Origin of the sequence: Lysobacter silvisoli (genome assembly GCF_003382365.1) — a bacterium.
GTDB lineage: Bacteria > Pseudomonadota > Gammaproteobacteria > Xanthomonadales > Xanthomonadaceae > Lysobacter > Lysobacter silvisoli.
Genome location: NZ_QTSU01000001.1, coordinates 548,225 through 563,216, shown reverse-complemented (window position 1 = coordinate 563,216; position 14,992 = coordinate 548,225). Strand labels below are relative to the sequence as shown.

Below are 14,992 nucleotides of genomic sequence, written 5' to 3'. Positions count from 1 at the left end.
GTGCGCGCCCGCTGGCGCCTACAGACACCGCTGAAAGTAAGGGTGCCCCGAAGCCGGATCGATCAGCCGCACCTCCGGCTCGATGCCGACGGACTTGCCGGGCTTCATGATCACGGGCAAGTCGCGCTCGTGCTCATCGCGGACCTCGACGAACAGCGGCAGCATCGTCCGGTTGCACTTGGACGAGGCCACCGTAGCGCGATGGAACACGAAACTGCCCAAATAATAGTGCTTGCCCGCCTCGACCTTGAACGGCACATGCACCCGCTGGGTGTTGTACGAATCTTGCGCGTTCATGCCGACCAGTTGGTAATGGCCCGGCTTCAGGCACATCCGGAACACGCTCGCGCGCTCCTGGCCGTCGTCGAAATCGTGGCGCTTGTCCAGCGTGGTGAAACCGAAGTAACCGCGCTTCAAATTGCTCTCGGCGTTGGCCTCGGACGCGAAGGTCACGATCACGTTGAAATTCTTGCCGGGCAAGGTGGTGCCGATGCTGCCGGAGATGCAGCCGCCGCCCGCATCGCCGGCTTTTTTGTAGTTGGAGTAGATGGGGCCGTAATGGGTAAAGCTGCTAGCCCCGGCCGCCGCGGCCAGCAAGGCCAGCGCTACGCCCGTGCCACAGACCCACGGCGAGATGCGGTTGTTCCACATGGTGCTGCCCCCTGGAAAGTGGCCGCGCCGCCCCATCGGCCGCAACCCTAGAGGCGCGAAATTAGTTAACCGCCCGCAGGGCGACAAGCCCGCTGCCGTGCGCCGTGTTCGCGCCCCCTCGGCCATGCGCTGACGCGTGCACGCAACGCGATGGGCCGGTGCTTTCGCGTTCTTGGGCGGCGGCCGCGCTTTTCGCTTCGCTGGCGGCGTTCCTTCCTCCACTCGCCCAGTCCGTAAGCCGGCCCGCGATCCTTTGTGCTCGGCCGCGTAGCGCGGCGCCTTGCGACCGCCAGCCGCCCGAACCCGGCCGCGAAGTTCGATGCAGCGAGCGCAAGGCGTTTTGCCCGGCCGCCGGGCACGCAGGCTGGCGCGCCGGGCAAAACGCTTTGCAAGCGCGAAGCAAAAAGGGCGGCGCGCGAAAGCTCACGCCCCGGCCGCGAAAGATCGCGCCCGGCGGTCGGGCTGCGCGAGGCGGCAAGCGGGATCGGCAGGCCGGCCGCCGCAGCGGCGCGGCCCGGGCGTGCAGCGCAACGCCCCAAGCGCCAGGAAAATGTCCCCACCGGCGAGGCTTTTTGCCTTGCGGCCGGGGCGATCACCCTCACAGCAAGAGCGCTGCACGCCGCGCCTCAGCCCCCCCACCGGCGCTATTGACGGCCCGAGGGGCGCCACCAAGAATCCGAACGCTCCCTTACGCCTCAGGGATCGACGGCAGGACCGCACGCATCGCCGCCCTAGGCATCGCCCTGCTCATGGTGAGTTGCATGCCCACACCACCGCCACTGCCCGCCTCGGGGCCCTTCGTGGGCCTGGACACGGCCACGCTGCCCGAGGCCGACCGCCGGACCCTCGGCGAGGCGTCGGCCGACTTCCAGGCGGTGGTCGCCGGAAAACCGCCCGTCCACGCCGTCTTCGACGCGCAGGCGCCGCTGCCCTCCGACGGCGGCACCACCTTCTACCAAGGCCGGGGCTACCGGCTGACCGTGTTGAAAAGCCTGTCCAGTTTCGGAAGCTTCCACGGCGTGGCCTACGGGCCCATCCTTCGCTTCGACCCGCCCTTCGCCCCCGGCCACACCGCCGAGGTGTCGGACATCCGGGTGTACTCGCGCGACGCGCTGGCCCAACGGCTGGAGCGCTGACCTCCAAACACGAGTATCGCCCTCCCCGGCCCGGCACCCAGGCCGGGCCGGTGCGCCTTCAGTGCACCCGGCGCGAGGCCGGCAGCCCGCCCAGATCGTCGCCGCCGGGCGTCCACACGCAGGCGTCCATCACCGGGTCCAGGCTGCGCGCCAGCCCTTCGAACACGTCGCGCAGCATGTCCTGCTCGGGCGCGTGGGGATAGCCGATGTCCATCAGCACCGCCGGCTGCAGCGTGCGCACGATGCCGTGCAACTGCTGGTGAAAGCGGTACAGCTGTTTGAAGGCATCTACGGGCATGACCACCCCTTCGCGCGGGGGGATCTGTTCGGGCTTGCGGGGCATACGCGGCACTCCTGTCCTTGGGTGGGAAACCCGCGGTGCATGGCGCAACCGGCGGGGTGTCGGGAGGTTCGAAACCGCACGAAGACGGCGGGCGTATTCCCCTTGCGGGTGTTGTATTAGCCACCCTCCCGACGCAAAAGCACAGCGTCGGCATGCCCAAACCACAGGCATGAAAAACCCACCAATTGACGGAGGTGGGCACCGCTTCGTGAAGGAGTTTCGACGCTCCATAGGTGTGACTCTGAGCAAGCCGCCCACCCGCTGTCAATCAGATAAATCCTACCGCGAAACTTGCATCGGTTTGGCGCAAACTTTGTGCATAGCCCTCAACGATGTTGACGCCGGCAACCGCCGTACCCGAAGCTGCTCGCGTCCGCCTGGGCCGTCCGCCCGGCGCCGCACCGAACCGCTGCAGCCCATCGGAGCTTGGCAGTGATGCATAGGGGAATGCGGTACAGAGTTGCCATGAAGTGGATCGCCACCTGCATTCTTGTGGGAGGCACCCTTTCCATTGGCTGCGCCTTTGCCAGCGAAGGCGACCGCATTGCACAGATGTCGGAAGCCTATAGGAACGGCACCGAGAGGGATCGCCTTCTAATCTGCATCGACGCCATAGACAAAGGCCTCATTTGCCGCGGGTGCCATGTGGGCACGATGGACAGGATCTTCTCTACCCGCTTCAGCACGCCCGACGGCGGCGCAAAGGGGTATGACGCCCTTTACAAGGGAGTCGTGCATTTTAGGGATGAAGACCCACGGCCTAAGGAGACGGGCGCCGACGCCACCAGCGCGGCCAGCCCGACGAAAGGCTGGTACCTGGCTTTTAGATATACGGAAAACGGCAGTATTTACGACTACCAACTGTCCGATTTGTCCAAGTAAGCCACTTTACTTCTACACATCGCTTTTAAGGACAGAGCGCTTACTACGCCCATGACCGCTAGCAACGTCGTCACCAGGTTTCACATAGCCATGGCTCGCTACATGAGAGCGGTCTTCCACCTGAGCATAGTGTTCTCCTTGATCATCTTGGCATTCGCCGTATATGGCCTGGCCGCTGACGCACCCTGGCACTACCCGCCGTGGTCCATCTGGTTGTTGCTGCTCGTTGCCGCCTTTTGCTACGCCGGGGCAAAGCTTTCTGGATTCGTCAGCCGAACCCTGCGGGAAAGATTGCAGGCGCAAGCCGCTCGCGAGCCTTAAAAACAGTTCGAAGTTTCACAGCAAGACTTGGGATACAAGCGGTCAGCCACCGGAGCTTGGCAGTGATGCATAAGGAACGTTGCAACTCGTCGCTTCCGCACCCCCGGGCCGCGCATGCGCCATCGCGCGCCGCCCACGCGTAATCGTTCTGTTCGATTCCACCGTCAGCCTGTCGCAATCACGGCGACGGCTGAAGCGTAGCGTGTGCGTTAGGCGCGGCCGTTTCCGCGCCGCCAATGCAGGAACGGGCGCCGCGCAACGCCGCGCCTACAACTCGATAAGGGGATGGTATGGGTAACGAAGGATTGGGCCGCCGCTCCAACGCTGTGCGCGCGCGTTGGGTGGCCGTGGCGTTGGCTTCGTTGTGCGGGGTGAGCGGTGCGGCGGCGGCGCAGGAGATCGAGCAATTCTGGGTCAGCGACTTGGCCTTGAACGGCCCGCACCGCACCGAACGGGCCGTGCAGCAGGACATGGAAAGCCAGTTCGCATTCGCCCAGCCTTACGGCCCCTACAGCTTTGAAGTCACCGGCCAGCGCGTGTTGGACAACCGCACCGTGTACGACTACGAGTTCGAACGCGTGCCGCCGCTGGTGGGCGACTGGAGCTACAAAGGCACCTACGACGCACAGACCACGCCGGTGGCTTCGCAGCAGGCCGTGGTGGACCTGATCAAGCAGCGCCTGGACGCGCAGAGCGTCAACCAGGGCTGCCCCGCCTCGACCACGGTCACCGTCTCGCCCAACTGGCAGGCGCAGAACGCCTGGGACAACGGCCAGAGCCTGCATGAGCTGACGGCCTACACCGCCACCTACTCGGCCGGCACGCCTGGCAACTGCAACAACACCAACGAGCAGGCCACGCTGCAGCGCTCGCGAACCATTCAGTGCCCGAACACCCTGGTACTGGCGTGGCGCAGCGACAAGCAGGCCTGCGCCGGGGCACCGGGCTATGCCATGACCTACGCCAGCGCCCCCGTGCGCATGTGCCCCAACGAAGAAGACTGCCAACCCGGCAGCGGCAACAAGACCGAGGCCACGCTCGACTTCGACCTGGGCTGGATCTCGTTCCAGCGCCGCTACAACTCCACCGGCTCGGCCGCCGGCGGCGGCTTCGGCATGGGCTGGACGCACTCGCACAACCTGCGCCTGACCATCGGCACCGACCCGCTCAGCGGCAATTCCACCCTGCACTACGGTCTGATCGACGGCAACGGCGTGCATACGCCGTTCAAGCCGGTGGGCTCGGTCTACGAAGCCGCCGACGGCAGCGGCGACCGCCTGGTGGCCAACGGCGCGCAATGGACGCTGTACCAGGCCGACCGCGTGCTCAGCTTCGACAGCGACGGCCGCCTGCTGCAGCAGCGCTACGACGACGGCACCGCCCTGACCTACACCTACGACACCTGGCGCCGGCTCAGCGGCATCGGCCACAGCAGCGGCCGCAGCCTGACGATCGCCTATACGGCCGACCGCGGCGGTTCGCCCATCGCGTCCATCGCCTCGGCCGGCGCCACCCTGACCAGCTACGCCTACACCAGCGCCGGCCAGGTCGAAACGGCGACCTATGCCGGCGGCGCGTTGCTGCGCTACCACTACGGCTCGTCCAACGTGCCCACCGGTCTGACCGGCGTGACCGCCGAGGACAACCGACGCCTGAGCACCTACGACTACGACAGCAAGGCACGCGTGGCCTACACGTTGCGCGGCGGCCTGCCCACCGGCGACAGCACGGTGATGGATTACCTGAGCACGGGCGCGGCCACGGTCACCAACCCGCTCGACCGCACCAACACCTATACCTTCACCGCCGCGCCGCCCAGCGGCGCGCCCAAGAAAGTGGCCTCGGTCGCCAACACCGCCGGCACCCTCACCTACACCTACTACCCCGAAAACACCGACTTCCGCCGCCGCATCGACACCGTCACCGACCGCAACGGCACCGTCGCCAAGCACACGTACGCCGAGCTCACCGACACCCCGTCCGGGCTGGCGGCGCGGTCGCATACCGTGGTGGAAGCCCAGGGCACCGCGCAGGCGCGCACCACCGAACAGCGCGTGGAGCTGGCGACCAACCGGGCCCTGATGACCCTGGTCGGCAACCGCGAAACCCGCATCGCCCGCAACGCCCGCCAGCAGCCCACCAGCGTGACCGTGCGCGACACCGTCACCAACGCCACCCGCACCACCACCTACGCCTACTGCGAGGCGGCCGACGTGGCCGCCAGCAACAGCACCTGCCCGCTGCTGGGCCTGCCCAAGTCCGTGGACGGCCCGCGCACGGACGTGAGCGACGTCACCACCTACGCCTACTACGGCAGCGACGCCGCCGGCTGCGCCAGTTCGCCCAGCACCTGCACCTACCGCAAGGGCGACCTGTGGAAGACCACCAACGCCCTGGGCCAGATCACCGAAGTGCTGCAGTACGACGCCCAGGGCCGTGCGCTGTCCGTCATCGGCATCGACGGCGTGGTCACCGACTACGAGTACCACCCGCGCGGCTGGCTCACCGCCACCAAGGTGCGCGGCCCCAACAACAGCAGCGAAAGCGACGACCGCATCACTACCGTCGCCTACTACCCCACCGGCCTGGTCCAGCGCCTGACCCAGCCCGACGGCAGCTACGTCCAGTTCACCTACGACGCCGCCCAGCGCCTGACCGACGTGGCCGACAACGCCGGCAACGGCATCCATTACACCCTCAACGCCGCCGGGCAGCGCACTCAAGAGGACACCAAGGACAGCGGCGGCACGCTGCGCCGTCGGTTAGCTCGCGACTTCAACGCCCTGGGCCAACAGACCCAGCACAAGGACGCGAGCAACAACATCACCGGCACGACGTACGACGCCGACGGCAATCCCAACATGGTCACCGACCCGTTGAGCCGCGCCGTCGATAGCGACTACGACGCCCTGAACCGTTTGGTGCGTACGCTGCAGGACCCGGGCGGCATCGCCGCCGAAACCCTGTACCAGTACGACGCGCTGGACAACGTCACCCAGGTCACCGACCCCAAGGGGCTGAACACCGCCTATGCCTACAACGGCTTCGGCGAGGTCACCCAGCTGACCAGCCCGGATACGGGCGTCACCGCCTATACCTTCGACAGCGCCGGCAACCTGGGCAGCCGCCTGGACGGCAACGACGCACAAGCGCACACCTACGACTACGACGCCCTCAACCGGCTGACCTCGGTGTCCATGCTGGCCACCAGCGGCGGCAACGACGTCGTCTATCAGTACGACACCATCAACACCGGCTGCGGTGGCGACGCGGCGCACGCGCTGGGCCGTATGACCGGCGCGAACAAGAGCGGTACCGCCATGCGCTACTGCTACGACCGTTTCGGCCAAGTCGAAACCAAGATGCAGATCGTGGGCGGCCGGTTCTTCATGGTGAACTACACCTACACCGCCGCCGGCCACCTGCAGTCCATCAACTACCCCGACGGCGCGCTGGTCGACTACGTGCGCAACGCCCAAGGCCGAATCACCGAAGTCGGCGTGACCCCCGCCGGCGGCAGCCGCACCGTGCTGCTCAATCAAGCCGGCTATGCGCCTTTCGGCCCCGCCCTGGGCTGGGTCTACGGCAACGGCCGCAGCCTGGCCCGCAGCCACGACCTGGACTACCGCCCCAGCACCGTCTACGACAGCGCCACCGGCGGCCTGTCGCTGCACTACGGCTACGACACCGCCAGCCAGCTCACCGAACTCAAGGACGGCCTGCAAAGCGCCTTCCTGGCCCGCTACGACTACGACAACCTGGGCCGCCTGACCGTGCTGCGCGACGGCCCCAGCAACACCCCCATCGAAACCTACGGTTACGACGCCACCGGCAACCGCACCAGCCTGCTGCACAGTGGCGTCACCACTAGCTTCACCTACCCCAGCACCAGCCACCGCCTCAGTTCGGCCGGTGGTGTGGCGCGCACCTACGACGGCGTGGGCAACACCCTGACCATCGGCGGCACCACCAAGCAGTTCAATTACGGCGAAGACGATCGCATGCGCAGCGTGCAGTCGGGCAGCACGATCGTGCGCAGCTACGCCCATAACGCCCTGGGCGAGCGCGTGCTATCGACCATCCCCGCGGTAACCGGCAACCCCGACGGCAGCGGCGGCACCCCGGCCGTACACACCTACACCGTCTACGACGAGTCCGGCCGCTGGCTGGGCGACTACGACACCAACGGCGCCGTGCTGCAGCAGGCGATCTGGCTGGACGACCTACCCGTCGGCCTGCTGGCCGGCGCCGGCGCCCAACAGAAGCTCCACTACATCGAACCCGACCACCTGGGCACCCCGCGCGCCGTCATCGACCGCACCCGCAACCTGGCCATCTGGACCTGGGCCCTGCAGGGCGAAGCCTTCGGCAACAGCCCGCCGAACCAGGACCCGGACCTGGACGGCACGAACTTCGTGTTCGACATGCGGTTCCCGGGGCAGCGCTACGACGCAGCCACGGGGCTGAATTACAACTACTTCCGGGATTACGATGCGGGGAGTGGGCGGTATGTGCAGAGCGATCCGATTGGATTGGAAGACGGGGTCAGCACGTATTCGTATGTGGGAGGTGATCCACTTGGCGACACTGATCCGAGCGGATTGAACAGAGCGCGTGTGGCTTCCGCCCCGTCTTCTTCAGTGGGCGCATACACATTTCAAGTCAGGCTAATGATCAGGGAAGTGCAGCAGTACAATCCCTCATTCAGATATCACACCGTCGGATCACGCACGCCGGGTTACGGAAGGCATGATTTCAATGCGATGTCGAGAATTCTTCAGCAGTATCGCAATGAGTATCAGGCTAGATACGGTAATAGTTGCGGAAGAAATGAGGCTTTCCCCAGGGGACCCTACAGTCCGTATTCAATGCCGTATGAGACAAGTGTCCCTAATACTGGATCGGGAAGCCGGCGAACCCATAATAGAGACGCCAATGCTCAGTTGGAGCAGGCAATGCGGAGCAATCCGGAATTTGCCAGAATGATGGAAATGTTGGGTGTCAGACTTCCACGAAACTCAGGGTCTAGCCCCGATGGGTGGTCGTGGCATCATAAACCTGGAAGCCCAGGGGTGATGCAATTGGTTCCGAGGTATCAGCACACAGGATCTCAATGGCAGCCCAATCTTCATCCGAACGGGGTAGGTGGTTATTATGAGTGGGGGAACGCCTGGTGAGAAAAATATGAACTTATATGAGGCGCTATCTATTATTCTGGAGATGTCAGAGGATCATGCTGTTTTTGCTGTGAAGCCGTTCTCCCCTGGCTCGGCAGCTCAGATTGATCGTCTTGATTCCAATCTGAGCACGCCAGAGCACATTAAGAGCGCGGGTTTTGATTATGTGATTGACACGATTTCGGCCCAGGAAGCAGTGGAGGTCTTTGGTTCTTATATACCTACCAGGGAGGAAGTCAGTAGGTTTTTGTTGCACTATGCTATATTTGACTCATTTCCAGATTGGGTATATGAATTACAGGGTTAAGCCCTTGTAAATGCTCAAACTTAACAAGCCTCAGTTGAACCAGCTATTCATTTAGTCGAGATGGGCTGCCTAGATTGAGCGCCTAACGTTATTATGATGAGCGTCCTTAGAGAGATAGGAAGAGAGCTGTCGCGGCGGCCGCCTGCCGGCTTCTTCCCGACTAACAGGAACACCCAAAGAAAGACTATCCACAGCGACGGCGAATCCAACGCCCCTCCCTCGTTTTATCCTGCGTGGCAGAGCTTTTTAAGAGAGCCGCGGCTGGCAGGCGATGATATTGATCGTCTTTTTATTCGGCATGGCTTCAGTGCGGTTCGTGCCGAGCTTGAGTTTAGGGACTGAATTTATGGCCCTGTAAAAAATGAGGTCAAAAAAATGGGGGCACATTACTTTTTCAGATTACTTGATCAAGTAGCCTGCGCCCTTTAAGCCTGACACCAACTGGGCCAGCTGCGGCCCGGCCCGCAGCCACGACCTGGACTACCGCCCCAACACCGTCTACGACGCCGCCACTGGCGGCCTATCGCTGCATTACGGCTACGACGCCGCCGGCCAACTCACCCAACTCAAGGACGGCCTGCAAAGCGCCTTCCTGGCCCGCTACGACTACAACAACCTGGGCCGCCTGACCGTGCTGCGCGACGGCCCCAGCAACACCCCCATCGAAACCTACGGCTACGATGCCACCGGCAATCGCACCAGCCTGCTGCACAGCGGCGTCACCACTAGTTTCACTTACCCCAGCACCAGCCACCGCCTGAGTTCGGCCGGTGGCGTGGCGCGCACCTACGACGGCGTGGGCAACACTCTGGCTATCGGCGGCACCGTCAAGCAATTCAACTACGGCGAAGACGACCGCATGCGCAGCGTGCTGCAGGGCAGTGCCTTCGTGCGGCACTACGCGTACAACGCCTTAGGCGAGCGTGTGCTGTCGACCGTCCCCGGCATCACCGGCAACCCCGACGGCAGCGGCGGCACCCCCGACGTGCACACCTACACCGTCTACGACGAATCCGGCCGCTGGCTGGGCGACTACGACACCAACGGCGCCGTGCTCCAGCAAGCCATCTGGCTGGACGACCTACCGGTCGGCCTGCTGGCCGGCGCCGGCGCCAACCAGAAACTCCACTACATCGAACCCGACCACCTGGGCACCCCGCGCGCCGTCATCGACCGCACCCGCAACCTGGCCATCTGGACATGGGCCCTGCAGGGCGAAGCCTTCGGCAACAGCCCCCCGAACCAGGACCCGGACCTAGACGGCACGAACTTCGTGTTCGACATGCGCTTCCCGGGCCAGCGGTACGACGCGGCGACGGGGCTGAATTACAACTACTTCCGGGATTACGATGCGGGGAGTGGGCGGTATGCGCAGTCGGATCCGATTGGCCTCAGTGGAAGCATAAATACATACGGATATGCCAACGCCAATGCCGTTTCTTTCACGGACCCGCTGGGACTTTCCCCGCCAACTCCAGACATGCCCCCTCGTAGACGGGGAGATACCAGCCGGGACGGCCTGGACGATTACACACGGGCTCAATATGAGTCGAAGTACGGGCCATTTAGCCCTGCACAGAGAATGCAACTTGATAGAGGGTGTGTTGGCCTTGTCAGCATTTACCAGAACAAAGGCGTAAACATGCCCGAGTTCGCACCCGGGACAGAATGTTTCGCAACCCACGTGGAAGCGGAGGATGCTGCAAGGCAGTGCGGCAGCAATCTTGTCTTTACAAAACAAGGCGAATGGGCCAGCGACTCCAGGGTACCCAGACCGGGTGCCATACGCGGCCGACAGGGACGGCGTGGCGACCAAGTATTTAATTACATAGCCTACTTGCTTGCTGAAGATGTATATATTCTTATGAACCACCGAATCCAGGATGCCACCCCCACAAATCCACAGATGATTCGCGTGTATCGAGGCGACTTGCCTGAACATGGCCCCACCCCGAGCGACACTTACCCAGCGCAGATGTCTTGCACAACTTGCCCATAACAGGGAGCGTCCAATGAACAGGAACATCGTGAGAGTTCTGAGCACAACAGCCTTGCTTATCGCTGCCTGTGCCCATGCAGGCAATGACCGCGACGACCTTAAAAATCGCTATAAGCGGGCACGCACAGAAGATGAGCGACTTCAGATATGTATAGATGCGATCAATAAGAAGGTCATCTGCGCCGGCTGCGGAATTGAATCTGTCGATGCAGTGTTTGGCACCGATTTCGCAAAGCTCGACACTTCCACCGAAGGAGCGGATGGCTATCTCCATGAGATTATCCCCTTCAACTCTGGCACTATCGAGTCGCTGAGTGGCGCCTCGGAGAATGCAGATACCAACGATGCGCCGTCTTCGATAGGCATTCGCGGCTGGTTCCTTGCTGTGCGATTCACCCGATCGGGAAGAATTGTCAGCTACTCGCTCACAAATGTATCCAAACCTTTCTAGCATCACATAAACGGGGCAGATTCACTTAAGGTCGATAATAAATCTGTCCCGTTTATGGCTCGTGCTGGGTCTACGGCAACGGCCGCAGCCTGGCCCGCAGCCACGACTTGGACTACCGCCCCAGCACCGTCTACGACAGCGCCACCGGCGGCCTGTCCCTGCACTACGGCTACGACACCGCCGGCCAACTCACCCAGCTCAAGGACGGCGCGCAAAGCGCCTTCCTGGCCCGCTACGACTACGACAACCTGGGCCGCCTGACCGTGCTGCGCGACGGCCCCAGCAACACCCCCATCGAAACCTACGGCTACGACGCCACCGGCAACCGCACCAGCCTGCTGCACAGCGGCGTGACCACCAGCTTCACCTACCCCAGCACCAGCCACCGCCTGAGTTCGGCCGGTGGCGTGGCGCGCACCTACGACGGCGTGGGCAACACCCTGACCATCGGCGGCACCACCAAGCAGTTCAATTACGGCGAAGACGACCGCATGCGCAGCCTGCAGGTGGGCGGCACCGTCGTACGCGGTTACGCCTACAACGCTTTAGGCGAACGCGTGCTGTCGACCGTTCCCGGCATCACCGGCAACCCCGACGGCAGCGGCGGCACCCCCGACGTGCACACCTACACCGTCTACGACGAATCCGGCCGCTGGCTGGGCGACTACGACACCAACGGCGCCGTACTGCAGCAGGCGATCTGGCTGGACGACCTACCCGTCGGCCTGCTGGCCGGCGCCGGCGCCCAACAGAAGCTCCACTACATCGAACCCGACCACCTGGGCACCCCACGCGCCGTCATCGACCGCACCCGCAACCTGGCCATCTGGACCTGGGCCCTGCAGGGCGAAGCCTTCGGCAACAGCCCGCCGAACCAGGACCCGGACCTGGACGGCACGAACTTCGTGTTCGACATGCGGTTCCCGGGGCAGCGCTACGACGCGGCGACGGGGCTGAATTACAACTACTTCCGGGATTACGATACGGGGAGTGGGCGGTATGTGCAGAGTGATCCGATAGGGCTTGAAGGGGGAATCAACAGCTTTGCTTATGCAGCGGGCAACCCGCTGGAAAACTCCGACCCAGAAGGCTTGCAGTTCTTACCGTATTCGCGAAACTTAAATAGGAAATCTACGAACCCGGGTCGAATTCCAGACGGCGCAGCTCAGCGGCTAAACGTAGTATGGGGTGTTGGTGCCGCTGGTGGCTCTGCCGCAGTGTATGCGCCACCCGCGATGGGTGCGGCGGCGATGGCGCCCGCGGCGGCGGCAGCGGTTGGCCAAGCGACCAAGAAGGTTTGCGAGTCCCCCGCCGCGCAAGAAGCGTTGTATGTGACTTGCGTTGCCATCGGTGTTTGCCAGGGGGTTCGCCCCAGTCTACGGCGCATCGAGCAACGAGATAGACTGCTTGAGGTCACAGAAGGCTTACGTCGTGACAGCCGCATTCTACGCCCGGGCCAAGTACCGCCAAAGCCATGAGCCGCAGTGAATTTAAAGAAGCAATGAATTGCCTAGATCGCGGAGACGTACGATCTGCGCTAGCTATTGCTGACAACTTAACCCAGTCCCCCGACGAACGTGATCAGATATCTGGTTATCTTTGCCGCGGTTTCGCATATGAAGACGGCGGAGACGGCCTCACACCAGACCTCGCGAAAGCGATACACAATTATCGTAAAGCGTCCTTACTTGCACCCGACTCAATCACATTTTGCCACTTAGCTAGAGCCAGCATTAAACTCGGAGAGGCCGGACTTCCTGAAGCGTGGAAATTCTTAGTCCAAGCGAAAACTTTAAGAGACACACCCGAAGTGATCCTTGGATTTGCAAAATACTACCGAGAAAAAAATGAGTACGAAAAGGCAAAATATTTCTATCGATCAGCAGCATTAAGAGGGAGATTCGCCGGTTTTTTTGGGTATTCAGAGATTTCTCGCATACTGGGACAGAATAAACGCGCAATGCTTGTTGACTCCCTACGAGTCCTTTTAGGCCCATTGATTGCGCTACTTATTGGAAATAAAGCGCAAGAGGAGTTCTGACAACGGGATCAGGCTCACTCAACACAATACGGCTAGTAGGCGGCTAATAGGGGTCAGGTTACTTTTTCAGATTAGTTGAACAAGTAGCCTGCGTCCTTAAGCGCCGTCACCGGCTGGGCCGGCCGAGCCTGGCCCGCAGCCACGACCTGGACTACCGCCCCAACACCGTCTACGACGCCGCCACCGGCGGCCTGTCGCTGCACTACGGCTACGACGCCGCCGGCCAGCTCACCGAACTCAAGGACGGCCTGCAAAGCGCCTTCTTGGCCCGCTACGACTACGACAACCTGGGCCGCCTGACCGTCCTGCGCGACGGCCCCAGCAACACCCCCATCGAAACCTACGGCTACGACGCCACCGGCAACCGCACCAGCCTGCTGCACAGTGGCGTCACCACTAGCTTCACCTACCCCAGCACCAGCCACCGCCTCAGTTCGGCCGGTGGTGTGGCGCGCACCTACGACGGCGTGGGCAACACCCTGACCATCGGCGGCACCACCAAGCAGTTCAATTACGGCGCAGACGATCGCATAAGCAGTGTGCAGCAAGGCGGGGCCCTCGTGCGCGGCTATAACTACAACGCCCTAGGCGAACGTGTGCTGTCGACCATTCCCGGCATCACCGGCAACCCCGACGGCAGCGGCGGCACCCCCGACGTGCACACCTACACCGTCTACGACGAATCCGGCCGCTGGCTGGGCGACTACGGCACCAACGGCGCCGTGCTCCAGCAAGCCATCTGGCTGGACGACCTACCGGTCGGCCTGCTGGCCGGCGCCGGCGCCAACCAGAAACTCCACTACATCGAACCCGACCACCTGGGCACCCCGCGCGCCGTCATCGACCGCACCCGCAACCTGGCCATCTGGACCTGGGCCCTGCAGGGCGAAGCCTTCGGCAACAGCCCGCCGAACCAGGACCCGGACCTGGACGGCACGAACTTCGTGTTCGACATGCGGTTCCCGGGGCAGCGCTACGATCCGGCGACGGGGCTGAATTACAACTACTTTCGGGATTACGAGCCCACCTCAGGCCGCTTCATCACCTCTGACCCCACAGGCCTATTCGGCGGCGCATCTACATACGGCTATGCGGGGGTGAATCCATTACAAATGGTCGACCCGCAGGGCCTAAGCTTCTTCGATCCTGCATTCGATTTAGTGTACCGAGCAACCGACGGATGGACACCATCTGACGGGGCCATCAATTTCTGGACCGGTTTGGGCGACGGAGTGTCTTCAGCGCTGACCCTCGGCACGTATTCGACCGCAGACTTTAGAGAATCCCAGGGAATAGGTGGAAAAACAGATGAATGCTCCCTGGTGTACAAAGGAATGAACTTGGCTGGAGGCCTAATGATTCCCACCGGCCGATTTGCTTACATCTCAAGAGTTTCAAAACTAGCCAACAAGATCCCTACGAATGTAGCCGAAGCTATTGCGCTATCCGCTGAAAGAAATGCAATAAAAAGATACTTCCGTGGATACTTCGCGCCACTATTTACCGACTACCGATCCGCGGCTTGGGCGGAGGCGCGATTCCTTGCTCGCGGCGGCGAGTTTTTTGCACAGCGAACCGGATCGTCAAATCAAGTGGTTAACTACGCCGCAGCATTTGGATTTGGTGCTAAATTGGGTTCGTCTGCCGGCGATGCCTGCGACTGCGAGTAGCAGAAAAAACGAGG

At 62.6% G+C, this 14,992-nt stretch carries 11 protein-coding genes; 9 read left to right on the top strand and 2 right to left on the bottom strand.

Features of this window, described 5'->3' with window-relative positions:
• Positions 1-18 precede the first annotated feature (18 nt).
• Entirely contained in the window at positions 19-651 is a 633-nt protein-coding gene (locus tag DX914_RS02565; protein WP_115857490.1) for a hypothetical protein, read from the bottom strand.
• 800 nt (positions 652-1,451) lie between these two features.
• On the opposite strand from DX914_RS02565, the gene DX914_RS02560 reads away from it, so the two are divergent.
• A complete protein-coding gene (locus DX914_RS02560; RefSeq protein WP_115857489.1) occupies positions 1,452-1,787 on the top strand; it encodes a hypothetical protein in 336 nt (111 codons plus the stop codon).
• A 58-nt stretch (positions 1,788-1,845) separates the two neighbouring features.
• On the opposite strand, the gene DX914_RS02555 is transcribed toward DX914_RS02560, so the two are convergent.
• Positions 1,846-2,085 carry a hypothetical protein gene (locus DX914_RS02555; protein ID WP_147300577.1) on the bottom strand — a complete coding sequence of 80 codons (240 nt, stop codon included), beginning with the start codon at positions 2,083-2,085 and terminating at the stop codon, positions 1,846-1,848.
• A 510-nt stretch (positions 2,086-2,595) separates the two neighbouring features.
• Here DX914_RS02555 and DX914_RS02550 point away from each other — a divergent pair.
• The 8 genes from DX914_RS02550 (at position 2,596) to DX914_RS20670 (ending at position 14,978) form a co-directional block, all read left to right on the top strand.
• Complete coding sequence (locus DX914_RS02550) at positions 2,596-3,012, top strand: hypothetical protein (protein ID WP_147300576.1); 417 nt, start codon at positions 2,596-2,598, stop codon at positions 3,010-3,012.
• Between the two features lie 611 nt (positions 3,013-3,623).
• A complete protein-coding gene (locus tag DX914_RS02540) occupies positions 3,624-8,510 on the top strand; it encodes an RHS repeat-associated core domain-containing protein (protein WP_115857485.1) in 4,887 nt (1,628 codons plus the stop codon).
• 7 nt (positions 8,511-8,517) lie between these two features.
• Positions 8,518-8,817, top strand: a complete 300-nt coding sequence (locus DX914_RS19920; RefSeq protein WP_158549176.1) for a hypothetical protein — start codon at positions 8,518-8,520, stop codon at positions 8,815-8,817.
• Positions 8,818-9,292: 475 nt separating this feature from the next.
• Positions 9,293-10,816: an RHS repeat-associated core domain-containing protein gene (locus tag DX914_RS02535; RefSeq protein WP_196778871.1), complete on the top strand. Its 1,524-nt coding sequence runs from the start codon at positions 9,293-9,295 to the stop codon at positions 10,814-10,816.
• Between the two features lie 13 nt (positions 10,817-10,829).
• A complete protein-coding gene (locus DX914_RS19915; protein WP_147300574.1) occupies positions 10,830-11,267 on the top strand; it encodes a hypothetical protein in 438 nt (145 codons plus the stop codon).
• Positions 11,268-11,374: 107 nt separating this feature from the next.
• Positions 11,375-12,745 carry an RHS repeat-associated core domain-containing protein gene (locus tag DX914_RS20335; RefSeq protein ID WP_231118116.1) on the top strand — a complete coding sequence of 457 codons (1,371 nt, stop codon included), beginning with the start codon at positions 11,375-11,377 and terminating at the stop codon, positions 12,743-12,745.
• A complete protein-coding gene (locus tag DX914_RS19910; RefSeq protein ID WP_147300573.1) occupies positions 12,742-13,308 on the top strand; it encodes a hypothetical protein in 567 nt (188 codons plus the stop codon). Before DX914_RS20335 ends, DX914_RS19910 begins: the two co-directional genes overlap by 4 nt.
• Positions 13,309-13,421: 113 nt before the next feature.
• Positions 13,422-14,978, top strand: coding sequence for an RHS repeat-associated core domain-containing protein (locus DX914_RS20670; RefSeq protein WP_196778869.1), 1,557 nt, complete (start codon positions 13,422-13,424; stop codon positions 14,976-14,978).
• Positions 14,979-14,992 lie beyond the last annotated feature (14 nt).